Source organism: Patiriisocius marinus, assembly GCF_008974325.1.
Lineage (GTDB): Bacteria > Bacteroidota > Bacteroidia > Flavobacteriales > Flavobacteriaceae > Patiriisocius > Patiriisocius marinus.
In genome coordinates, this window is record NZ_BKCG01000014.1 from 1 (window position 1) to 22,639 (window position 22,639).

Here is a 22,639-nt window from a genome sequence, read left to right on the forward strand (position 1 = left end):
GTCCGCTAAATATAAAATTTGGCGTTTATAATAAAAAAGATAAAAGCAAAATATTTATATTTAGCTAAGTAATAAACCGAAACGATAGTGCTTATTAACTGCCCTACGTTTCTTATACGTTAACGTTGGCACACATTTGAAAAAACTCTTACCTAACCGAAAACACTCTTTCACTCATTATGGTTTTTTACTTGCGAAATCTGAAATTAAATTTGACTGAAAATATATCAAAATGAAAGAACTAGTTTTATTATTCTTTTGTGTTTCATTCATTAGCTATGGACAAATAGAAAACAGATGGCAACCTGATAGTGTTTATGCAAATCATAAAGTGAAGAAAATTTATGTATATCTGAACTCACCAAAAGACCTATCTGAAATTGTGGAATTCGATAAAAATGGAAATCGGATTAGAATAGAAAAATATAGTGCTTCCTATAATAGACGCACGAGAAAAAGAAAAAGTTTAAACCATACAATTCATTTTGAATATGATAAAAACGGTTTTTTAATACGGGAATTAGATTCCACAATTTACTATGAAAATAAATATAGCGTTGACAAAAAAATATATGAATATGACTCAATATCAAGGTTAAAAGCTATTAAATATTTTCAAAGAGATTTTAAAAACCCAATCAGTCAAAAGTCATTTTATTATGAGCCATTTAGAACAATCTATAAGAAAAGAAGAGATTCTATAATTGCGTACCAAGAAACCAAAGTGTATGACAAAGGTTTTTATGTTAGTAGACGTTTTGGCTATTCATTGCAACCAAAACTAAAAAAATCAGAAATGAGTTATTATGATAAGGATTCTTTATTGATTAAAGAACGAATTAGCTATTCTGACTATAATGATTTGAAAAGAACGGAAATTAGTAATTACTTATCAAATACATTTGATGAAAAAGAAAATCTCATAAACTCTGTTGTAGAATATGGAGAAGAGAATGACAGAAAATGGATGTATGAATTAAACTATAAATATTATAAAAACGGACTTTTAAAAAGTGTACGAGGATATGTTCCAAGATACTTTAAATACGAATTTTGGGAATAAAAACGTGTGCCAACAATGTGTATAATTCATTGCTAGTTAGAGCCTACTTACGAAAGTCCTCGCGGACTTTCTATCTGTGATTTATTTGCTAACTTTAGTGCTTAAACACGCAACGAAATCATACACAAACACGTTAGCATTAATACCTCCGAATCGAATCCTGCGGATTTAATTCGGAGGTATTTTATGAGGAATCAGTTAGGAATTTTGATGGAATAAAATGCTGAATTTATATCGCGCGAAAATGTTGCTGCATAAATGTATATCCGATTATCTAAAGCAGATTAGATCGCGAACTAAATAATGGAATCGCTAAACCGATTGGATTGCGGAAAACTTACTCGGATGACTCACTCGGCTGCGTCAGTAAAAACGCTAACAAAGCATATAATTTATGGCGAGTTTTTGCTCAGCTTTTAAATTTGAGTAACTTTAAAAAAAGATTTGTAATTCGGAATTGAAGTTAATTCCATTTCGCCACAAATCATATACACAACCGTTATGTGTGATGAAACAACCAAAAACACCGAAAATATAAATAATGAAAAGCTTTCCATTTTATAAACAATTAGACTCGATGGAATGTCTGGCATAAAGAACTAATTAATGAAACACTTATTTATTATTGCTATTTCTTTGCTGAGCATTGCCTGTAATACCAAAAATGAAGATCAGAAAAAGTTAGATTTTGTGGAGTTTGACTTTCATTTTGATACAGAGTCAAATGAGATGCCGTACAATTTTTCTTCATATTGGGATACCTTTCCTACAATTGTCGATAGAAAAGCATGGGAATTTGCCAAAATCGGAAACATAAAAAGGATGCATGAGATTTGGGATACGAAAGAATCAATTGAAATTGGACTTACGCAGGAACAACGAGATAGTTTTGGGCACTACAAAGCAATTGATGCAATAGATTACATATTGAATGAAGCTGAAGAGCACCAAGTAGTCATCATAAATGAAGCTCATCAAATGCCCCAACATCGAATTTTTACCACTCGACTACTTGAAGGACTCAAAAGAAGAGGCTTTAAGCACTTAGGAATGGAAGGATATTTTAATACGCCTCAAGCAGATTCAATTATGCAAGCCAATGGTTATCCTATTCTTGATTCTGGATATTCTACACAAGAACCTCAATTTGGCAATTTAATAAGAACTGCCTTTGATATGGGGTTCAAAATATTTGGATACGAAAGCAGTGGACATGCAAATGGGAAGGAAAGAGAAATTAATCAAGCCCGGAATATTGAATCCTATCTAAATCGATACCCCAACGAAAAGATATTAATTCATTGTGGTTTTGATCATGTGTACGAAGGAGATATGCCTAACAATTCCATGGGTTGGGGAAAGGCAATAGCAGGGAGGTTGACGGAATTTACAGGAGTCGACCCATTAACCATAAATCAGACAATTTATTCCGAAAAGGGTAATAGGGATTACGAAAACTCGTATTATCAGATTACAGATCTAGAAAGACCTAGTGTTTTTGTCAATGAATCTGCTGAGCTATTTGGTCAGCAACGAAAGGAAGCCTCTCTTGATTTACCTCCTATGGGCACGTTCAGATATGACATAGCAGTTTTCCATCCAAGAAGTAAAAAGTATGATCGTCCGCAATGGATGGTGTATGGTGATCGTAAAGAAGTTGAACTATCATTTGTTGAAGAAAATATCGAGTGCCCATGTTTGGTACTTGCCTACAAAAAAGGTGAGAAAGTCGGCAAAGCCGTTCCTTATGATATACAAGAGACGGATGATAAGAAGGTTACATTAGTTTTGGATAAATCCGACTTTGAAATTGTCATATTGAATCAGAAGAATATAGCCCTAAAAGCTGAATTTAACTAGGCATCATAGCAAAACTTTATTTTCAAATCCTAATAATGGGGAATGGTCAGAGTAGAGTACAAATCCTCTTAAGCAAAAGCCATTGATTTTTATGGGATGGGAGATATGGTGGAATAGATGAATTAATCCAAATAAAGAATAGAGTCACCACACATAACACTGTATAAAATAAATAGGGCAAGTAAATGCTAAACCCTATGTTTTGGCACATTTACGAAGTCGCCAAATTACTAAAACCAACTTCTGGACATTTAGATTAACTTAGGAACTCAGGGGTTTTATTTTGGAAACCTTGCTTTAATTAATTTAATTTGACCGTAATGATTTGCTTGGTGCTCCATTACGTGAAACCAAGCCCAATGACTATTTTTTGTCCACCAATTATCATTTCTATTCTTTAATTCTCTCAATGTGTTTTTTCGTACTTTTTTATAAATACTCAAATAATACTTTATAGGCTTTTCTTTAAGTAGTTCTTTAGTAGTATCTAGATCAATACTCATTTCAAGTAACTCTTGTTCTTCTTTTTCATATTCATTATTCATATACTCTCCAAATGAAGTTTTCTGATATGCTACTTCTACAGCTGCTAAATGTAGAATAATAGCCCCTATTGAATTTGCTTGCTTATCAAACTGAAAATCCGTTTCAAATTGATTGAGTCCTCTTGTTGATGAAACGATTTCGCTCTTTAAATCTTCTAGCATATAAACCATAACGCCTATGTGAGTATCATACCCTTTCGTACTGTTTATCTCTTGAGCATTTGTCGAAATAACAGGTAATACTAAGCATATTAAAAAGCATTTGAAGAGTAGTTTCATAAATAGTATTGTTGATTGATAAAAATTATAAATGTGCTTTTTGCTGAAATATCACATATCCCAAAACGCATTTATCTGCTATTTATTCTTGTTTTAGTCTAGTGATCTTAAATGATGAAGGCTAACTCGATTTGTTTCACAAAATGTACAAATTCGACTACCAAAATTAATTCCGAATGGTATTATATAATGACGAAATGAAACCTAAAATTATCCGAATTGGTTCTTTAAAAGAATAAGCAGAAATGTTTAAAATTAATGCTTTAGATACAGTAGAAATAAGTTGGACGGTCTTAAAAATTGGTAGTTACAAGTGTATATAAAAAACATAGCCACAATAATACCTACAAATAAAACGCAGTATCTATCTATCGTATTATTCTAATTAGTCTCTAGTTAAAAACTAAGTCCACACGATTTTGATATCTTTTGACACTTTTTTCACATAAAAACACACTATCAAACCTCCCTACTCTAGTACATTTGACAAACATCAATTATAAAATGAATAGCTATGAAAAAGTATCTTTTAATTTTTTGCCTAATAGCAGGGGTCTTGAGTTTTACATCTTGTAAAAATTCAAATCAGGAAGATCTTAGTGTTAATACATTTGAGCCAACAGTTAGCGAGGAGATAGCAATGAACACACAGGCCAAAGACCCAACACCAAATAAAAAAGTTTTTGAAAGTTTCATTTATGATATTGGACCGCGTTTTGGCCCCATAAAAAGAGAGACCGTACAAAATGCACGATCAATTGATGATTTTCTAAATGAAGAACAACTCAGTAAAATTGAACAAATTAACTCTGTGACAATACAAGTTATGGAAGGGATCTTCGCGTCTTACTTTATTGAAAAAGGAACCAGTGCGACGTTTACAGAAGCACAATTAAAACTACTACAATCATTAAAGTACTCAACAAGCCTAATGTTGCTGGTAGAGTTTCAAGAAATGAACAATCATGAGAATAGATTAGTAAATAATTATGTTTCTCCTTATGTAACTATTGTCCCAGAAAAGCAAGCCACTTATCTATTTAGTGAAGACACACTTAAAGACTATCTAAGAGTGAATACGGAAGAAGTCAGAGCTGATGTAGATCCTGAAAAATTACAGGCTGCAAAATTGTACTTTACAGTGACGAAAGAAGGTGCTGTAGAAAATGTAAGATTAGATAGAAGTTCTTTTTACCCAAAAGTAGACGAAACTATGATTAACTTAATGCAAAACTTGCCTGGTTCTTGGACGCCAGCAATGAATATAAACGGCGAATTTGTGGATCAAGAGTTAGTTGTCTCTTTTGGATTAATAGGCTGTTAATTACATACAAAAATGACTATGAAACTTTCCTTTTCTATATACCCGCTAATTATCCTACTAGTATTGACAGTATTGCCATTGTCTTGTAATTCTCAGGACAAAAACAAGGCAGTTCAAGTTACGATTGAAAAAGAAAAACCAAAAGGCGAACAAATAGGTGAATATGTGGTTGAAACATTTCAAGATTCAAAGGGCTACATTTGGTTTGGAACACTAGAAAAAGGCATTGCAAAATATGATGGAAACACATTAAAATATTTGACTACAAATGATGGACTACCAAGTAATAGAGTAACAACTGTTGTTGAAGATGATTTGGGCAACTTATGGTTTGGAACAGGTGCTGGAATATCAAAATTTGACGGGAAAACATTTACAAACTATTCAGAAAAAGATGGTCTTTGTAACAATTTAGTTAGCAATTTATTTATCGATAGTAAAGGAATATTTTGGATTGGAACTTGGGGAGGAGTTTGTAAATTTGATGGAACACAATTTGAAAAATTCCAAATTCCTTATCCAAAAATTGAAACTACAATTAATCCTGATACTAAGGATTGGATAACGACTATTTCAGAAGATAAAAATAGAAATATTTGGTTCGGAAGAGATGGTTATGGGGCAAGTAAATTTAATGGGAATTCCTTTATTCATTTTACAACAAAAGAAGGTTTAAACTCCAATAATGTACAATCAATTGTAGAAGATAAAACTGGAAATATATGGATTGCAACAAGAGTCGCAGAAAAAGATAATGCTGATGCTAATAAACGGTTTGGCAAAGGTGGATTAAACAAATATGATGGTCAAAAGTTCAATTACTTTCCAGAAATTGAAGGGTTAAACGAAAGTGATGTTTTTACTATTTATAAAGACAACTCAAGCGATTTGTGGATTAGCACAACTAGTCACGGTGTTTATAATTATACCAATAATGGATTTGTAAACTATAAAGTTCCAACATCAACGATGACGTTTTTAGAAGACACAAAAGGCAATATCTGGCTAGGGTGTGCAGGTGGTTTATATAAAATTAAACAAAATGGAGAAACCATAAATATTACAACAAACGGACCTTGGAAATAAAAAAAAGACTGCAACGGCCTAACATAAAAACTGTTATACAAATGATTAAAAGAGAATGGAGAAATTAAAAAATTGTATTTTAAGTAAAATCGCTGTTGAGAAAAACTCATTTGATACTATTCTTACAGTTTTTAATCCTTTAGAATTGTCTAAAGGAGAGTTCTTTCTCAAATCTGGAAAAATATGTAGGTAAATGGCATTTATTGAATCTGGTTATATGAGAATGTATGACATTGCAGATGGAAAAGAAATAACCTTATGGATTGGTAGTACTGGTAAATTCATGACCTCTCTTTCAAGTTTTGTTTTTTAGACTAGTAATAATTGGAATATACAAGCAATTACAGATTGTAAACTTTACGTCATCAATCGAGAAAATCATTTTAACCTAAATAGAATTGAACCAGAGTGGTTAGAATTTGATAATTTTTTATTGGCAAATTCCTTTGCCTTGTTGGAGAAAAAAATGTTCACTCAATTACACACAACAGCAAAACAAAGGTTTCATAGTTTACTAGATGAGGATCCAGAACTTTTTAAGAATGTTCCACTACAATATATATCCTCCATGCTAGGTATCACACCAGAGTCATTAAGTAGACTTAGAAAGTTGAATTAACTATCATTTGTCAAGAGTAATTAAAATTTGTTATAAGAAATTTGCTTAAAAATTTTAAACAAATGAATAACTTACAAAGAGCTTTAAAAACCAATGCATTATTCTCAAGTATATCAGGTATAATACTGATTCTATTAAATAAACCCATTGCAAAATTATTTGGAACTAGTAATAATACCGTTTTTTGGATAATTGGTTTAGCCTTAATTTACTTTTCAATTACTATCCGGTATGAAATAAAGAAACAAAGAAAACTAGCCATAAATTGGATTATTATTCAAGACTACATTTGGGTTTTAGGAAGTTTAATTCTGATAATAATTAACCCTTTTGAAATTACATTAATAGGAAATTTAATTATCGGAACAATTGCATTAATCGTTTTATATATGGGAATAAATCAAATGATTGGGTTGAAAAAATCAACTACTAATACCAAATAATTAGTTAATTTTAATCACTTTTAAATAACAATATAAAATAATCACTCAATTTAAACCTTAAACAAAGACCACTGTAGGTTTTACAAATTAACATTAGGCAACATTATGAAAAAAAATTATCTGCTTTTTTGTTTATTATTTGTAGCCTTTTTAAATACTTCCTGTACCGTTTTGCAATGGCGAAAAACGGATATTGAAATTCAACAAAAATTTACCGATTTAAAAATAGAAAGTGACATTTCATATTTTCAAATTGATAGCCTTGGTATTAATATTAGAATTCAAGAAATCCGGACAGAAGGGAAAAACACAAACCTACTTTTTATTCACGGAGCGCCAAGTTCTATATCCACTTGGGAAAGTTACCTCACAGATCCAGCTCTTATTGGTAAAGCGAATATGTATGCTATTGATAGACCTGGGTATGGATATTCTAACTTTGGAAAAGCAATAAAATCTATTGATGAACAAGCTCAAATAATGAATGCCGTAATTAATAGTAAAAAATTAGAACATATTATTGTAATTGGCTCATCCTACGGTGGTCCTATTGCGGCACGAATAGGTGTATTAAACCCTAACATTAAAGCCGTAGTTATGATTTCGCCAGCTATTGATCCAGAAAATGAAAAAGATATTTGGGCATCACGATTTACACAATGGAAATTAACAAGGTGGTTAACTCCTACTGCTTACCGTGTTGCAGGCGATGAAAAATCAGTACACGCAGAAGAACTTTCGTTTGTAGAAAAGGATTGGAAAAATCTAGACATACCTATACTTCATTTTCACGGAGATATTGATGATATTGTTCCTTTTGAAAACTTAGCGTATAGTAAAAAAACGTTCCAAAATATTAAAGTGATTCCTATTTCAGAAATAGGACATGAACTAGCTTGGAAAGATTCGGAAATAATAATTGAGCAATTACTTAATCTGATACATCAACTTGAAATACAGCATTAAAAAATAGAAATATATGAAAATAGCAGTTACATCAGCAAGCGGTAAACTTGGTGCAATAATAGTAAAACAGTTGATCAAAGAAATAGGTGCAGATCATGTTTTAGGCATTGCTAGAACACCTGAAAAAGCAAAACACCTAGGTACAGAAGTCAGAAAAGGCGATTATAACAACCGCCAAGAATTTGATGATGCTTTAATGGGAGTTGACACAGTTGTATTACTTTCTGGAATGGATGAGCCACAAAAAAGAGTTCAGCAACATAGAAATGTTATTGAAGCTGCAAAAGCAAATGGGGTTAAAAAAATAGTTTATACTAGCATTGTGGGTGCCGAAAAAGACAATGCCTTTAGTGCTGTTGTACAGTCCAATCGCCAAACAGAAATAGACGTCAAAAATTCTGGACTTGAATGGTCAATAGGTAGAAATGGTATTTATATTGAACCAGATTTAGAATATATAGACACTTATCAAAAAGAAGGTGAAATTAGAAATTGCGCTGGAGAAGGAAAATGTGCTTACACTAGCAGAATAGAACTAGGCGTTGCTTATGCTAAAATGGCTATAGTAACTACTCACAATGGGGAAACATACAACCTTGTAGGCGAAGCAATTACTCAAACCCAACTTGCAAATTATATAAACGAGGTTTACAAAACCAATCTTGATTATAATTCAGTTTCAGTTGAAAACTATGCTACAGAAAGAAAAAAAGAGTTAGGAGATTTTATAGGTACTGTAATAGCTGGTATTTATGAAGGTATCCGAAATGGAGCTAATGATGTGGCCTCAGATTTTGAAAAAGTTGTTGGGCGTCCTCACAAAACACCTAAAGAAATGATAGAAACATTTAAAATAGATTAAGTAATAGCTTCACTCCTATTTGGAATTAATCAGTCCGCTTAAAAACGCTCTTTTTCATTTGCATCTGACTTATATAATCCTTGTACTAAGGTTGAATACAGTTCAGCATCTGAAGCCATTGCTGCTCTAGATGGTTCTGACATTGTTGAAATTGATGCTGACGGAGAGGTTATTACAGCATATATTTTTGCAGACAATTATTTTGAAATGTATATAAATGGAATTCCAGTAGGTAAAGACAATGTGCCTTTCACAGAATTCAACTCTAACATTGTTCGTTTTAAAGTTCAGAAACCATTTACTATTGCAATGAAACTAGTGGACTGGGAGGAAAATAGTGGTTTAGGTACCGAGAGTAATAGAGGTAACGCTTTTCACGCTGGTGACGGCGGAATGGTTGCTGTTTTTAAAGATGCATCAAACAAAATACTTACGACTACTAACGCGAACTGGAAAGCACAAACATTTTACACTGCACCCATAAAAGATCTTTCTTGTACTTCTGAAAATGGAACTACTAGATTATCTTCCAATTGCACAACAGATACTTCAGATGATGGAAATTCATATTATGCATTACATTGGAAAATTCCAACAGACTGGCAGAATGAGCAATTTGATGATACTACGTGGCCAAATGCCACTGAGTTTACTAATGAAGAAATAGGAGTTGACAATAAACGATCATACACTAATTTTACTGATATTTTTGACGACAGTACTAACAACGCACAATTTATCTGGTCAACTAATGTAGTATTAGATAATGAAGTGCTTGTAAGATATACGGTAAAATAGATCATCTATCTAACATAGAGATAAAAGGAGAAATTGTAGTATTTTGTCTTTTAAATAGGTCGTCGTATATTTATAAAAAATATCGAAGATCTCTTATATGATTAAGATGAAAATTCCTGAATGATTATCGAACCTACTATAGAAGAATTAATTAAGCAAAATTCTGATCTCAAAAAACAAATTGAACTTTTAACATTAGATGTAGTTGAAAACACTGAAAATCTAAAACAAGCGGAGCTTAATAATGAGATAGCCAGCATACAGATCAACCAATTAAAATCTACTTTAGATCACTTAGACACTTGTATTTATATAAAGGATCGTAACAGGAAGTACTTGTATGCTAATAAAAAAACACTCAAATTATTTGGCTGTACAGATCAAGACCTACAAGGTAGTGTTGATTCTAATTTTTTCCCAAAAGAGACTTGTGAAAAATTAGCCGAAATAGATCATCGCATTCTAGAGCTTGGTGAGAATACAAGCTTCGAAGTAGAATCTAAAGACCCAGAAGGTAACCGCCTTGTATTTTTAGAAAATAAAACTCCAATATTCGATAAAACTGACACAAGTAAAATAATAGGACTCTGTGGAATCTCTACGGATATTACAAAACGTAAAAACATTCAAGAAAAAATAGTAGAAAGTGAGCAAGAATTAAAACAACTAAATGCTACTAAAGACAAACTTTTTTCAATTATAGCTCACGATTTAAGAAGCCCTTTTTATGGTATATTAGGTTTTTCAGAATTACTTATGGAAAATTTAACCGAAACTGATGATTATGAGTCGAAGGAATATATTTCTATCATTAATACATCTGCACAAAATACACTTACCTTATTAGACAACCTTTTAAATTGGGCTAAAACTCAAACTAATGAACTTAGCATTAGGCCTGAAAAAATTGTCTTATCAGATATGATTCAAGAAGTGATAACGCTTAAAAAAACTTTATCTAAATCAAAGGAAATTAAACTTAATTATTCCCCAGAAACTGAAATTGAATTGTTTACAGACAAAACCATTTTACAATGTATTCTACGAAATTTAATTTCTAATGCTATAAAATTTACAAACATTGGTGGAACTATAGATGTAAAAGTTATTTCAAATCAAGATCATGTAGAGGTTTCTATATCTGATAATGGACTTGGAATGAATAAAGAAACAATAAATCAACTTTTCAAGTTATCGAATAGTTCAGCATTGCCTGGTACTGCAGATGAACAAGGCTCTGGATTAGGTTTAATACTTTGTAAAGAATTTGTAGAAAAACTTGGTGGACGCATTTGGGCTGAAAGCACATTGGGAAAAGGAAGTGATTTTAAATTCATCTTCCCAATAAAAACTGTGGTATAAATACAAAACTTGTTTCTTATATTTTTATCCTTAAAACATGCTATAAAGCTTTGTAACTATTTTCCCCTTACCTTCTCCCACTATAACACTTAATACCTCTTTCTCTTCCTTTACTATTAAATTAAAAGGTGCTTGCTTTAGATTGATTCCACTATGCTTTTTTAACCTCGTCCCCTGCCCCGAAATAATATCAACATTAGGAATAAAATCGCCTTCAGGTACATGTTCAGTAAGGACTACATATCGATAATTTTTGAGCTTTTCTAAAATGTTCAAAATTTCAGCATTAGATAGATGTTGCAATACTTGTCTAACTAAAGCACAATCTCCATCAGGTAATTGATCAACAGCAATATCTAAACATTGAAACGTTAAATTTTCCTTCTGAAATGTAACTTTATTATGAGCGATTAGGACATTAACAATATCTACTGCTATGTATTTTTTTGTAAATGAGACTAATTGTTTACCTACATTAAAATCTCCACAACCTAAATCGCAAACCACTATTGGTTTTTCAAATGAAGTTAAAAATGTTTTTAAATAGGTAATATATGGTTGTACAATTTCAAAACTATGCGAACCTTCTCCCGAATAAAAAAGTGTTGCATTTGTTCCCCAAAGCTGTTTCTCATAAACTTGCTCCATAGCATCCTTGGTAGGCCAAGGCTTTTTACTTTTTTTAAGGTTATCTATGTTACGCTTCATAAAGTTTGATTTGCAAGTGCTATTTGGGGTAATTGGCCACAAAAATACAATAAAAGAATTCTTATTATTCTAAAGTTTCTTCACCAATAATTAATGAATAAAAATAAATCTAATAACCAAAACTAAGAAGTAAAAAAGAGATTGTCAAAAATGCAATATCGGGTTTTTATAAGGCTGAATATTAACATATTCATTATTAAATAAGCAGATTTTATCGATACCACAAATGTGTTCAATTAGTCTATTATTAGCATATTACTCTTGAAAAAATTTGTGATTTTTGTTCTTATTATTTCATTTTTAAACACGCATATTCAATAAAAATTAAACTAATGTGCATAAAAAATGAGGAATAATTTGATTAAAAAAACCAACCACAAGATTGACTAACCATGGGAAAAAAACTGAACTTTATCATTTTAGCATTATTAGTAGTAATATGCGTTTTTAGTGCAAGCAATTATCAAGAACTATCATCTTCAATTGATACAGGAGATACCGCATGGATGATTGTTGCAAGTGCATTTGTATTATTAATGACTCCTGGACTTTCTTTTTTTTATGGCGGAATGGTCAGTAAAAAAAATATTATTTCGACAATGCTACAAAGTTTTATTGCACTAGGAGTAATAAGCATACTTTGGGTTATTGTAGGATTTAGTTTAGCTTTTGGAGATAGTATAGGTGGTATTATAGGAAATCCTCTAACATACTTTGCTTTTAATAATGTTGGGGCTGAACCTAATCCAGCATTCTCATCTACTATTCCCTTTTTACTTTTCGCGCTTTTTCAATTAAAATTTGCGATTATAACACCAGCATTAATAACAGGTAGTTTTGCAGGACGTGTTCGTTTTAGAAGCTACATTTTATTTATGGTCCTTTTTAGCATATTCATTTACAGCCCTTTAGCACATATGACTTGGCATCCCGATGGCCTTTTTAGGAATTGGGGAATTCTAGACTTCGCCGGAGGAACTGTTGTACATATGTCAGCGGGTTTCGCAGCTTTAGCAGGGGCTATATTTTTAGGAAAAAGAAAAGAAGTTGTACACAACCCCACAAATGTTCCTTATGTAATTTTAGGAACAGGTTTACTTTGGTTTGGTTGGTTTGGTTTTAATTCTGGATCAGCCTTAGGTGCAAATGCAGATGCTGTTATAGCCTTTGCAAACACGAACATCGCTTCAGCAACAGCAATGATTACATGGGTATTTTATGAAAGAATGCTTGGTAGAAAAATGTCTGCCGTAGGTGCATGTATAGGTGCTGTTGTTGGTCTAGTAGCAATTACACCCGCTGCAGGTTTTGTTAATATTGGTCAATCAATGTTTATTGGGTTTATTGCCGCAATGGTATCAAACTGGGCTATTCATTTAAAAAATAAATCTGACATTGATGATACCTTAGATGTTTTTCCAAGTCACGGTGTGGGCGGAATTGTAGGTATGTTATTAACGGCTGTTTTTGCTTCGGAAGTTGGACTAATATATGGAGAAACTAACACTTTTGTGTACCATCTTTTAGGCTTAATAATCGTCTCTGTATTTTGCTTTGGTGGAAGTTATGCGCTTTATGTAATTGTAGATAAAATACTAACTATGCGAGTAAGAGAGGATCAAGAAGAAAAAGGCTTAGATTTAAGTCAACATGGTGAGCATATAGAATAGTAAAATTTCTGAAATTTTAAAGCATTTACTTATAAGCTAGTATTTAAACTACCATAAAACATTTTATACAAATAATTAAAAACCAGCCACATACACTAATTACAAAACAATTATAGAACAATATTTTTATTTAAGATTTAAAACGTGGTTTTTTATTAAATAGTCATTATATTCCCTTTAAAATTGTTCTAAAATGAAAAAAACGCTATTATTAATTTTACTTGTTTCTGTATTCTTTTCTTGTAAAGAAGAAAAAGAAATGAGCTCCATAAATCCAGAAAACTGGTCAATTAGAAAAGCCACTATTAAAGCAAGCGATTCGCTTGAATATGGTAAATCTTACTTATCAATATACTCTCAAATTTATAGTATTTCCGAACACAAAACACTCAACCTAACCGCAATGGTTAGTATTAGAAATACAAGTGATGAAGACACTATTTACCTAACTAGAGCTGAATATTATGACACTCACGGTAAATCTGTTAGAAAGTATTTTGACGACCCAATCTATTTAGCTCCTTTAGAAACTACCGAAATCATTATTGACGAATTAGATATAGCCGGTGGTACAGGTTCTAATTTTATATTTGAATGGAAAATTCCGCAAGGATGTTCAAAACCTTTATTTGAAGGAATAATGAATTCTACGATGGGACGACAAGGACTTTCATTTACTACAGAAGGCAAACGTATAAAATAGAAAAATTACTATTTAGCCGAAATATGCTTTAATTAAGTACTGTTAGATAATGAAACTTATACTAATCACTTTATTAATACTCACAGGAATGAATACTATTTCTATATTTAATTTTGAGAAAAATGTTGATATTCAAGATTGGAATATTGTTGATGACGTAGTGATGGGTGGAAAATCTAATGGTTCATTCACTCTTAATAATGAAGGTCACGGTGTATTTAGTGGAGTTATTTCGTTAAAAAATAATGGAGGATTTTCATCCGTTAGATATCAGTTTGAAACATTAGACATTTCAGACAAAACCTTTGTTTATATTAAATTAAAAGGAGATGGTAAACAATATCAGTTTAGAATAAAGGATGAGAAAAATGCCTACTTCTCTTATATATTTCCATTCCAAACCACTGGTGATTGGGAAGAAATTACTATTCCTTTAAATAAAATGTATGCTTCATTTAGAGGCAGAACACTTAACATCCCTAATTTTTCTGAAAACCAATTAGAAGAAATTGTATTCTTAATTGGAAACAAAAAAGCAGAAGATTTTGAATTACAAATCGATTCAATATATTTAAAGTAATCAGTACTATAAATGTATCTATTTAAAAATCGCAATAAACATCAATTACATACCAAATTGGAATTCTACACGTTTCATAGCTAGTTGATTTAAAAATTAAAATTTCACAATACTAAACTATCATTAAAAAAGCACTTTCTTTTATGGATTTCCAAACACTACTACCCTACTTTATTTCGTTAATACCTGCTATTATTGTTGGAGTTATAGCTTATTTGTTTTTTAAAAAACATACAGAAAACGAAGAAAGCAGACGTAATTTTTTAATTAGTAAAGAAGCACAAGCCACGTCATTACCTTTGCGTTTACAAGCCTTTGAACGTATTGCTTTATTTTTAGAACGTATTGACCCAAATAGCTTATTAATAAGAGTAAAACCAAGAGACAGCAATTTAAGCAACTATGAAACCGAACTAATAAACAGTATTGAAAAGGAATTTGAACATAACTTAACGCAACAAATTTATCTTTCAGCTGAATCATGGAATGCTGTTAAAACGTCGAAGAATGCCACCATACAACTTATACGTCAAACATCAATGAACGAAAAAGTTGAAACTTCAGATAAGTTGAGAGAAGCTATTTTAAATCATTTTATGGGTAATATTACTCCATCGCAAAAAGCACTAACTTTAATTAAAGCTGAAATTGTAAAATTATTTTAGCTTTATGGTTTAAAATACCCCGTTTTAATAGCGTAGAGTACAAGTCCAATTCGGTTTTTAATTCCTAGTTTTTCATAAACAGAATCTCTATAACCTTCAATTGTTTTAGGGCTTAAACACATCGTTTCTGCTATTTCTTTATAGGCCATTTCAGAACAAGCAAGTTTCAAAAACTCTTCCTCTCTTGGCTTTAAGCAAGCACCCTGCTCTTCTTTATGCAAAGAGCCAATTAATAACTGTGATACTGAATTTGTATGGTAGAAACCTTTTTCTAAAACCTCTATTAATGCATTATTAAGGATATCTTTTCGAGTATCTTTTAATAAATAACCAACAGCTCCAGCACGCAACATTTTTAAAATTGTCTCCTCATTTTCTTCAACAGACAATGCTAGAACTTTAATTTGCGGGAATTCCTTTTTTAATTGTCTAGTAGTTTCAATTCCATTAAGGATGGGCATATTGACATCCATTAAAACTAAATCTGGAATAAATGCCTCATTCTTGCATTTATCGATAAACTCCTGTCCATTTTTGCAGGTATATAAGGTTTCAAATTGATCAAAACCATTTACCAATGAGCTTATAGCCTGTGATAATAATGTGTGGTCATCAACAATTACTACGGTGTATTTTTTACTCATGAGTTTTAATTTTATGGGTGGGAATACTCATTTCTAGACAAGTTCCTTGTTCTAAAACTGAGTCTATTTTTAAGGATGCTCCTATTAATTTTGCTCTGTTTTGCATATTTGACAAGCCTATTCCGCTTGCCTCTATATCTTTTGAAAATCCTATACCATTATCTTTAGCCGAAATATGAAGGCCGTTATTATAATCCACAATAATAGTAAGAGTTTCAGCTTTTGAATGTTTAATGGTATTAGAGAAGAATTCCTGTAAAATTCTAAACAATATAATTTCGACCTTGGGCCCAATAGTTAGCGTCTCGCCTTTTTCAACTAATGAAGCATTAATAAAATTCATTCTATTAAAACGATCAACCTCTAATTGAATTGCTTGTCCTAAAGTAAGACTTTTAATTGCCTCAGGATTAATTAATTTAGATAAAGCCCTAAGTTCATTTAAACTTGTCCCTATTATTTCCACTACCTCATCAATACGTTCTGGATGCTCTTTAACTGTTTGAGCTTGTATTTTTGCGAGTGCTAATAGCTGCCCAATATTGTCGTGTAATTCCCAACTAATATTGCGCAATGTAGCTTCTCTAATCTCCACTTCAGTTTCGGCAAGTTCTTTTTCAAAAGTTGCTTTTGCTCTCTCTTGTTCCGATACTAATTTGTTTTTTCTTTTAACAAAAACAGTGAGTAACGTAATAATAACAAGAGCCATTAATAAGCTAATCCCAACAATTATTGCCGTGACAACTTCGGTTTCATTACTAATAGTCCCACTATAAAGCATATGTTCATTATTATTATTAATGTATACTGCAATGCGCCTAATGATAAGTAAGCTGAGGCTTTACTTGCAAATATATTTCTTACGATTTCAATTGGTGTTGATCCAATAAAGAATAATAGAAATCCTAAACTGATCCAAAAAAGTGTGTCATACTTAATATAGATAACACGGTCAGTTTGCAAAATCTCAATATAATAGAGTAATATACTAATTATTGAAAGTACATTTCCTAAAACTACAACTGGATAATGATTCACTCTTTCAACATCCATTTGAGTACAAGCTATAAAAAAACTAATAATCAATACCACTTGAAATATTCGCATCACCTTTTTAATCTGAATTGATCCAGAAGCTTCTCTAAAGAGAGCAAATACAAATATGAAATATGGAATATTATATAAATTATAAAGGAGTGTATTATTTTCTGTTACGAAATTTAATAAATACCCTCCTCCTTCTACCAATAAATTAAATAATGCTAAAAGTGGGAAGAATCGTAATAATGAAGCTTTAAGTTTTGGGTATTTAATTATAGATAAAACTGCTACAATCAAGTACAACAACAGCACTATATATTGTTCAATATGTATGATACTTCCCACGTCCATTAGTAAATCCTATTAGTTTTGTGAATTAAAGTCATCATCATTCTTTGGTGGTGGAACAACAAAACCTCTGTTCATTGTTAAACTTCTATCTTCAGTTGTATCTTGAACTGTAAGAAAAGGTAACATGGATCCTGTGTTCATTTTACGTGTTCTAAACCCATTTACTGTTAATAATTCTTTCCCTAATCCCTTTGTAAAAACTGGATAACGCTCTCCTCCCACCTTATTACTACGTGTAAAATATGCCATTTCTTCACCATTGTTTTTAGCGATAGGAGTAATTAATATTGATTCTTGGTTTGGATATTTAATTTTCCCACCTGAATTAAATTTATCAGCATCAGGATAAGCTCCTAAATAAATACGAACTCCTGAAATATCAACTTTTGCTTTCTCAGATTCACTTTCGATATAATCAATATAGTGCTTTAAATCTTCAAGTGAATATTCGATATAACGAGTTGGATGATATTCTAAACCGTTATTTGGCTCAATTTGACTTAGAAGCGGAACTTTCTTTTCTGTGTACTCGTCATACATTTCTTTTGCTTGACTAACTGGAATAATATTATCTGGCTGAACAATGTCTTCAGTAGGCGGAGCACCTGTTTGTGGGTCGTTAAGACACGATACCATTAATAATGAAAACACCCCTAAAATGAGGATTACTTTGAAGGTTTGTTTTAGATTTTTCATATTTAGTTGATTTTAAGTTATCTGTAAATATAAAAAGCTTAATTAACAATCTAAGGGGCATTTACCCCTAATTAACTAGCGATTTACCCTAGCACATTTCAGTTATAAACCTGAGAAATTTACTTCAATCTCATTTCATCTTTGCTTCAGCAATATTAACGAACAATTGCAAGGCGAAAACCGAAAAGCCAAATAACAGAGTAGGTATTTTAAAAACTGTCAATTATGAAAACAAATATTTTTTTTAGACAAGCAACATTAATGCTTTTTGCAATAATGTTTAACTCCTTTAACTCAACTGCACAAGATACTACCTGCCCAGATAATTTATTAATCAACGGAGAATTTAACGCCACATGCAGTAACTTCAATACAACTTGTTTACAAAACTGGTCAGTAGCTGGAGGTAGTCCTCAAATTTTTGGCCTTCCATCCTCTCCTTATGCTTGGATGTGGTCAACTCAAGGAACTGGTGAAGCTATTTCTGGTGGCTTTAACTTTGTTACTGGTGTAACTTATGACATCTCATTTAGAGTTCGCGCAACAGACGGTAATGTAAGTTGTGAAAACACTGGAATTACTTCAATTATTAATGTAATGGCTTCAAATTCGCCCGGAGGTGTAACCGCCTCTCCTAACGGTGAAGTTATTTTCCAAAGCAATTCTGGCCCATATTTAGGTGGCTGGTCAACCGTATCGGTTCAGTTTACACCTACTGTAAATGCTTCTAACATTTGGATTTTCCCATACCAAGCTGCTAATAACTGTAGAATTGACTTATCAATTGATGACATTTGCATTACAGAAGCTAATAGCATCTCTGAAGATGGAGCTTTCTGCTGTGATGAAAGCGAAAACTTAGTTCAAAATGGAAACTTTGAGTATGGTGATACTGGTTTTACTAGTGATTATACTCAAAACGGAGCAACATTACCAGGACAATATGATGTAACAAACTCTGCTGCAGCTTTTGGAGCATCAGTTACAGATCATTCTTTCTGTGAAGATCCTTCTTTATACAATTCAAACAACAAATATTTAGTAGTAAATGGTAAAACAACACAAGCTTCAGGTAGTGAAAGTATGGTTTGGAAAAAATCATTAAATCTTGATCCAGAAAAAGAATACCGTTTTTGTGCAAACTTTAAAAATATGCCTCAGTGTACTTTTGATATACTTCCACAAATAGAAATCACAACAAATACTGGTTATTCTGAAACTGCAACAATTAATGTGGACCCTAACGATCCTTGTGCATGGCAAACTGTTAGTTTCTGCTTTAGAGGTGATGAAGATATGGATTTCAGTATTACATTAAAAGAAGATGGTTTAGGCGATGGTAATGACCTTGCTATTGACGATATAGCAGTAAGCGAATTAATTGATCCTGAATTAGCTATTTCAGTATTACATCAAGGAAATCCACAACAAGTTACAGCATCTATTAATACAATTTCAACAAGCGACGATGCTCTTCCTTACGACCAAGATACTTGTGACGAACCTTATTTCTGGTATGCAATTACACTATCAGGTTTTACAGGTGGAACTTATCAAATAGACTTTAATCAACCGTATGCTTGGGGTAACAATACTGGCTTTAATATATTTAACCCATCACCAATTCCAGATGTTAGCGGAAGCAATCCTTGGAACCTTACAACAACATTCCCTAATTACAACTTTGAGCAAAATACACTGTATTTAATTGGGATGACGACTCCTAGCTGTTGTTTAGATTGTGTTGATGAAGGGCTGACGTACCAAATTATTTACAATAACAGAATGTCAACGCTAGAATTTGACATTAATGAAGCAAATGAAGCTTGGATTAAAAGTTGGCTAGGAACTTACGCTCCTACCTTAGGAACATCAAGAACTCAAGAAACACAATTAAATGCTACTAGTTTATTACAAGTGTTTCCTAACCCAGCTAAATCTAAAGCAACAATTGCTTTACTAGAAAGTGACATTAACACTATAAACATCTATACATTAACAGGACAAAATATCTCACAAATTATCGCTCCTGCTAATACACGCTCTCATCAAATAGACATTAGCAACTTAAACTCTGGTGTGTATATGATTAAAGTATTAACAGCAGATAATCAAACAATGACTTCACGCCTCATTGTTGAATAAACTCTTTCATTCTAACTAGCCAATGTAGCCTTCACAGAGAAATCTGTGGGGGCTTTTTTTATAACTTATCTTCTAAATAAGCTTGAACCGCTTTTGGAAATTTAGGTAGTAATTCTTTAACCGAAATTTTCAACCCATCTTCCTTTGCTAAGCGTAACATCAACTCACGCGAAAACTTTTTAAATCGCCAATTATGATGCGTCATAGCATTAGCTAAATTCAAAATTTCTGTTTCCGAAAATTGATTGATTTCAAATAAGTAGTTAAACGCCAACTCTCGTACTTCAAAACTATATTTTGGATGCGAATAACTTCTAAGTTCTTCTAACATTTCTTTTTTATCAGCAATTCGATATCCTTCCGTTACTAATGATAGCACCAGCCAAAGTTGACGAACATTTCTATTTTGAAACCCTACAACACCATCCATTTTATTTAAAACATCAACTGGATTTACATTACTATTTTGCCATAACAAATACATTGCAGCCTCTTGAGTAACATATGAGTCGTCGTTAAGCAAACTCATAAAATCATTTATTAATGGTGTTGGAATTTTTTTGTCAAATGACGAAACAATAGCCTGTCTCACCATTAAGTTTTTAGTATCAAACGCTTTTTTATAAAGCCCCATCGTTTCTTGAATAGGCTCTAGTGCTAATTGATAGACTGCCTCTTGAGCTATATAATCATTCGGAAAAGTAAATACTCTTTCAAATGTTTTACTTTTCTCTTCAATAGCTGTAGCTCTTAATGCTGCAATCTCAAAATAGTTATTCATAAACTGAGACTTTACTAAGGATGCATATGCCTGCTCACTTTGAAAAGCAGTTTGCTGCAACCAATCCTTTTCCCAATCGTCAATTGTAATAGTAGTTTCCTGTCTAATTGCATTTGTAAAATCTTCAATAGTTACATTTTTATATGCATTAGCTGTCAAGTAACGTTTTATAGCTCCTTGAAAAGCTTCATCTCCTATTCGCTCTCTTAAAACATGCAAAGCCCAAGCTCCTTTTTCATAAAAAGTCAATGAACTTGCTTTAGGATCTCTCAAAGATTGTCCTTTACCCTCATCGCTTAATGCTTTTAACTGCTCTGCAGATTGAAATAGCTTCCAGTAATAATATTGTTCTCCAAAAATTTCACGTTCCGCTAGCAATGCGTAATACGTTGCAAAACCTTCATGAAGCCAATGATGCTCACTTGATGTTTCGGTTACAAAATTTCCAAACCATTGATGTGCTAACTCGTGAGCATTTACATTCACATAATGACGATCATTAAATCCTGTTTCATCAATCACAAAGGCTTCACTAAAAAAGGTACACGATGTATTTTCCATCCCAGCATATAAAAAATCCCTAACTGGAACTTGTTTATAATCTTGCCAAGGATATGGAACACCAATTTCTTCTTCTAAAAAATCAAAAATCACTTTAGTATGCCTATAGGTTGGTTCTGCTTTTAATGAATCTTCAGGTCTAAAGTACATTTCTAACGGAATGCCACTTTTAGAAGCAGTCTTCAACTGTTTAAAATTTCCGAGGGCAAAAGCAACAAGGTAACTTGACATAGGGTGCTCCATATTAAATGCATATACAGCAGTATTATTCATAGCTATTCCTTCCTTATTCATAACCGAATCAATAGCGACTGAAGGATACTTTTTCTTAAACTGTGCTAATCTTTCAACTTGTGTAAACCTTTCCGCTAAAACCCCGTTTGATATAACAGTATAACTATCAGTTGTTTTAACCGAAATGTCAAACTCAATTTTATCATTCATATCATCTATGCTAGGCAACCAGTGCGAAGTATATTTTCCCTGGCCTTGCGTCCATATTTGGTCGTACGTAAAGTAAAGTGTTTGTTTGGGTGTGGCTGTGTAATCAAAAGTGATTTGATATTCATACCCTGCTTCAAAATCTGAATGTAACCAAATCTTATGTTCAGAATAATACACCTCAATCCCGCCATCTTCATAAGCATCTAGCGAGGGATGATACATATCCACAGCATCAAGATATACCTTATTCGTATTTTTAAGTATCTGAAACTTAACTGTCACTGTCCCTTTTATAGATTTAGAAGCTAAATCTGGTGTTATGGTAGCTTCGATTTTTGTAAAATCTACTGTTTCTAATTGCTGGCCAAAAATTAATGGGCTGCAAAAAAGTAATATAAATGATAAAAGTTTATGCATAAATGGTCTCCTATTAGCTATCAATT

Annotated in this window: 23 protein-coding genes; 15 read left to right on the top strand and 8 right to left on the bottom strand. The window is 32.1% G+C overall.

All coding sequences use genetic code 11. The features are described 5' to 3' along the window. Positions 1 to 232 precede the first annotated feature (232 nt). Complete coding sequence (locus GBH57_RS15575) at positions 233 to 1,063, top strand: hypothetical protein (protein WP_151675428.1); 831 nt, start codon at positions 233 to 235, stop codon at positions 1,061 to 1,063. A gap of 606 nt (positions 1,064 to 1,669) precedes the next feature. Continuing rightward, a complete protein-coding gene (locus GBH57_RS15580) occupies positions 1,670 to 2,923 on the top strand; it encodes a hypothetical protein (protein WP_151675429.1) in 1,254 nt (417 codons plus the stop codon). A gap of 278 nt (positions 2,924 to 3,201) precedes the next feature. On the opposite strand, the gene GBH57_RS15585 is transcribed toward GBH57_RS15580, so the two are convergent. Beyond that, positions 3,202 to 3,747 carry a mycothiol transferase gene (locus tag GBH57_RS15585; RefSeq protein WP_151675430.1) on the bottom strand — a complete coding sequence of 182 codons (546 nt, stop codon included), beginning with the start codon at positions 3,745 to 3,747 and terminating at the stop codon, positions 3,202 to 3,204. A 514-nt stretch (positions 3,748 to 4,261) separates the two neighbouring features. Between GBH57_RS15585 and GBH57_RS15590 the strand changes: the two genes are divergently transcribed. From GBH57_RS15590 to GBH57_RS15610, 6 genes are all read left to right on the top strand, one after another. Further along, positions 4,262 to 5,071: an energy transducer TonB gene (locus GBH57_RS15590; protein ID WP_151675431.1), complete on the top strand. Its 810-nt coding sequence runs from the start codon at positions 4,262 to 4,264 to the stop codon at positions 5,069 to 5,071. A gap of 18 nt (positions 5,072 to 5,089) precedes the next feature. After that, on the top strand, positions 5,090 to 6,157 hold the full coding sequence (locus GBH57_RS15595; protein WP_161596111.1) for a ligand-binding sensor domain-containing protein: 1,068 nt from the start codon (positions 5,090 to 5,092) through the stop codon (positions 6,155 to 6,157). A gap of 466 nt (positions 6,158 to 6,623) precedes the next feature. Further along, entirely contained in the window at positions 6,624 to 6,776 is a 153-nt protein-coding gene (locus GBH57_RS16055) for a cyclic nucleotide-binding domain-containing protein (RefSeq protein ID WP_161596112.1), read from the top strand. 62 nt (positions 6,777 to 6,838) lie between these two features. Next, positions 6,839 to 7,219: a hypothetical protein gene (locus tag GBH57_RS15600; protein ID WP_151675433.1), complete on the top strand. Its 381-nt coding sequence runs from the start codon at positions 6,839 to 6,841 to the stop codon at positions 7,217 to 7,219. 105 nt (positions 7,220 to 7,324) lie between these two features. After that, positions 7,325 to 8,185, top strand: a complete 861-nt coding sequence (locus tag GBH57_RS15605; protein WP_151675434.1) for an alpha/beta fold hydrolase — start codon at positions 7,325 to 7,327, stop codon at positions 8,183 to 8,185. A gap of 13 nt (positions 8,186 to 8,198) precedes the next feature. Then, positions 8,199 to 9,047: an SDR family oxidoreductase gene (locus tag GBH57_RS15610; protein WP_151675435.1), complete on the top strand. Its 849-nt coding sequence runs from the start codon at positions 8,199 to 8,201 to the stop codon at positions 9,045 to 9,047. A gap of 38 nt (positions 9,048 to 9,085) precedes the next feature. Here the strand turns inward: GBH57_RS15610 and GBH57_RS16060 are convergent, their stop codons facing one another. After that, a complete protein-coding gene (locus GBH57_RS16060; protein WP_161596113.1) occupies positions 9,086 to 9,244 on the bottom strand; it encodes a hypothetical protein in 159 nt (52 codons plus the stop codon). Between the two features lie 10 nt (positions 9,245 to 9,254). Between GBH57_RS16060 and GBH57_RS15615 the strand changes: the two genes are divergently transcribed. Beyond that, positions 9,255 to 9,845 (top strand): hypothetical protein, encoded by a 591-nt coding sequence (locus GBH57_RS15615; RefSeq protein ID WP_151675436.1) that lies wholly within the window; start codon positions 9,255 to 9,257, stop codon positions 9,843 to 9,845. 120 nt (positions 9,846 to 9,965) lie between these two features. Then, positions 9,966 to 11,207: a PAS domain-containing sensor histidine kinase gene (locus GBH57_RS15620; RefSeq protein ID WP_151675437.1), complete on the top strand. Its 1,242-nt coding sequence runs from the start codon at positions 9,966 to 9,968 to the stop codon at positions 11,205 to 11,207. Between the two features lie 30 nt (positions 11,208 to 11,237). Here GBH57_RS15620 and GBH57_RS15625 read toward each other — a convergent pair whose 3' ends face one another. Further along, positions 11,238 to 11,915: a class I SAM-dependent methyltransferase gene (locus tag GBH57_RS15625; RefSeq protein ID WP_151675438.1), complete on the bottom strand. Its 678-nt coding sequence runs from the start codon at positions 11,913 to 11,915 to the stop codon at positions 11,238 to 11,240. Positions 11,916 to 12,307: 392 nt separating this feature from the next. On the opposite strand from GBH57_RS15625, the gene GBH57_RS15630 reads away from it, so the two are divergent. From GBH57_RS15630 to GBH57_RS15645, 4 genes are all read left to right on the top strand, one after another. Beyond that, positions 12,308 to 13,585 carry an ammonium transporter gene (locus tag GBH57_RS15630; RefSeq protein ID WP_151675439.1) on the top strand — a complete coding sequence of 426 codons (1,278 nt, stop codon included), beginning with the start codon at positions 12,308 to 12,310 and terminating at the stop codon, positions 13,583 to 13,585. 193 nt (positions 13,586 to 13,778) lie between these two features. Further along, positions 13,779 to 14,288, top strand: coding sequence for a DUF3124 domain-containing protein (locus GBH57_RS15635; protein ID WP_151675440.1), 510 nt, complete (start codon positions 13,779 to 13,781; stop codon positions 14,286 to 14,288). Positions 14,289 to 14,337: 49 nt separating this feature from the next. Beyond that, positions 14,338 to 14,868, top strand: a complete 531-nt coding sequence (locus GBH57_RS15640; protein ID WP_235904732.1) for a CIA30 family protein — start codon at positions 14,338 to 14,340, stop codon at positions 14,866 to 14,868. Between the two features lie 143 nt (positions 14,869 to 15,011). Then, a complete protein-coding gene (locus tag GBH57_RS15645; RefSeq protein ID WP_151675441.1) occupies positions 15,012 to 15,533 on the top strand; it encodes a DUF7935 family protein in 522 nt (173 codons plus the stop codon). A gap of 2 nt (positions 15,534 to 15,535) precedes the next feature. On the opposite strand, the gene GBH57_RS15650 is transcribed toward GBH57_RS15645, so the two are convergent. Genes GBH57_RS15650 through GBH57_RS15665 form a run of 4 tightly spaced genes read right to left on the bottom strand, consistent with a single transcriptional unit; the run spans position 15,536 to position 18,265 of the window. Then, positions 15,536 to 16,177, bottom strand: coding sequence for a response regulator transcription factor (locus GBH57_RS15650; protein WP_151675442.1), 642 nt, complete (start codon positions 16,175 to 16,177; stop codon positions 15,536 to 15,538). Beyond that, positions 16,170 to 16,958 (bottom strand): sensor histidine kinase, encoded by a 789-nt coding sequence (locus tag GBH57_RS15655; RefSeq protein ID WP_151675443.1) that lies wholly within the window; start codon positions 16,956 to 16,958, stop codon positions 16,170 to 16,172. The genes GBH57_RS15650 and GBH57_RS15655 overlap by 8 nt, the downstream gene beginning before the upstream one ends. After that, positions 16,907 to 17,569: a hypothetical protein gene (locus GBH57_RS15660; protein WP_151675444.1), complete on the bottom strand. Its 663-nt coding sequence runs from the start codon at positions 17,567 to 17,569 to the stop codon at positions 16,907 to 16,909. Before GBH57_RS15660 ends, GBH57_RS15655 begins: the two co-directional genes overlap by 52 nt. 12 nt (positions 17,570 to 17,581) lie before the next feature. Continuing rightward, positions 17,582 to 18,265, bottom strand: coding sequence for a hypothetical protein (locus tag GBH57_RS15665; RefSeq protein ID WP_151675445.1), 684 nt, complete (start codon positions 18,263 to 18,265; stop codon positions 17,582 to 17,584). Positions 18,266 to 18,490: 225 nt separating this feature from the next. Here GBH57_RS15665 and GBH57_RS15670 point away from each other — a divergent pair, with 225 nt between their 5' ends. Next, positions 18,491 to 20,410, top strand: a complete 1,920-nt coding sequence (locus GBH57_RS15670) for a T9SS type A sorting domain-containing protein (protein ID WP_151675446.1) — start codon at positions 18,491 to 18,493, stop codon at positions 20,408 to 20,410. A gap of 58 nt (positions 20,411 to 20,468) precedes the next feature. On the opposite strand, the gene GBH57_RS15675 is transcribed toward GBH57_RS15670, so the two are convergent. Continuing rightward, positions 20,469 to 22,613, bottom strand: coding sequence for a M1 family metallopeptidase (locus tag GBH57_RS15675; RefSeq protein WP_151675447.1), 2,145 nt, complete (start codon positions 22,611 to 22,613; stop codon positions 20,469 to 20,471). Between the last annotated feature and the right edge of the window lie 26 nt (positions 22,614 to 22,639).

Coding starts and splice junctions, on each gene's coding strand:
- GBH57_RS15575 (WP_151675428.1), top strand. CDS start 233: ATGAAAGAACTAGTTTTATTATTCTTTTGTGTTTCATTCATTAGCTAT.
- GBH57_RS15580 (WP_151675429.1), top strand. CDS start 1,670: ATGAAACACTTATTTATTATTGCTATTTCTTTGCTGAGCATTGCCTGT.
- GBH57_RS15585 (WP_151675430.1), bottom strand. CDS start 3,747: ATGAAACTACTCTTCAAATGCTTTTTAATATGCTTAGTATTACCTGTT.
- GBH57_RS15590 (WP_151675431.1), top strand. CDS start 4,262: ATGAAAAAGTATCTTTTAATTTTTTGCCTAATAGCAGGGGTCTTGAGT.
- GBH57_RS15595 (WP_161596111.1), top strand. CDS start 5,090: ATGAAACTTTCCTTTTCTATATACCCGCTAATTATCCTACTAGTATTG.
- GBH57_RS16055 (WP_161596112.1), top strand. CDS start 6,624: ATGTTCACTCAATTACACACAACAGCAAAACAAAGGTTTCATAGTTTA.
- GBH57_RS15600 (WP_151675433.1), top strand. CDS start 6,839: ATGAATAACTTACAAAGAGCTTTAAAAACCAATGCATTATTCTCAAGT.
- GBH57_RS15605 (WP_151675434.1), top strand. CDS start 7,325: ATGAAAAAAAATTATCTGCTTTTTTGTTTATTATTTGTAGCCTTTTTA.
- GBH57_RS15610 (WP_151675435.1), top strand. CDS start 8,199: ATGAAAATAGCAGTTACATCAGCAAGCGGTAAACTTGGTGCAATAATA.
- GBH57_RS15615 (WP_151675436.1), top strand. CDS start 9,255: ATGTATATAAATGGAATTCCAGTAGGTAAAGACAATGTGCCTTTCACA.
- GBH57_RS15620 (WP_151675437.1), top strand. CDS start 9,966: ATGATTATCGAACCTACTATAGAAGAATTAATTAAGCAAAATTCTGAT.
- GBH57_RS15625 (WP_151675438.1), bottom strand. CDS start 11,915: ATGAAGCGTAACATAGATAACCTTAAAAAAAGTAAAAAGCCTTGGCCT.
- GBH57_RS15630 (WP_151675439.1), top strand. CDS start 12,308: ATGGGAAAAAAACTGAACTTTATCATTTTAGCATTATTAGTAGTAATA.
- GBH57_RS15635 (WP_151675440.1), top strand. CDS start 13,779: ATGAAAAAAACGCTATTATTAATTTTACTTGTTTCTGTATTCTTTTCT.
- GBH57_RS15640 (WP_235904732.1), top strand. CDS start 14,338: ATGAAACTTATACTAATCACTTTATTAATACTCACAGGAATGAATACT.
- GBH57_RS15645 (WP_151675441.1), top strand. CDS start 15,012: ATGGATTTCCAAACACTACTACCCTACTTTATTTCGTTAATACCTGCT.
- GBH57_RS15650 (WP_151675442.1), bottom strand. CDS start 16,177: ATGAGTAAAAAATACACCGTAGTAATTGTTGATGACCACACATTATTA.
- GBH57_RS15655 (WP_151675443.1), bottom strand. CDS start 16,958: ATGCTTTATAGTGGGACTATTAGTAATGAAACCGAAGTTGTCACGGCA.
- GBH57_RS15660 (WP_151675444.1), bottom strand. CDS start 17,569: ATGGACGTGGGAAGTATCATACATATTGAACAATATATAGTGCTGTTG.
- GBH57_RS15665 (WP_151675445.1), bottom strand. CDS start 18,265: ATGAAAAATCTAAAACAAACCTTCAAAGTAATCCTCATTTTAGGGGTG.
- GBH57_RS15670 (WP_151675446.1), top strand. CDS start 18,491: ATGAAAACAAATATTTTTTTTAGACAAGCAACATTAATGCTTTTTGCA.
- GBH57_RS15675 (WP_151675447.1), bottom strand. CDS start 22,613: ATGCATAAACTTTTATCATTTATATTACTTTTTTGCAGCCCATTAATT.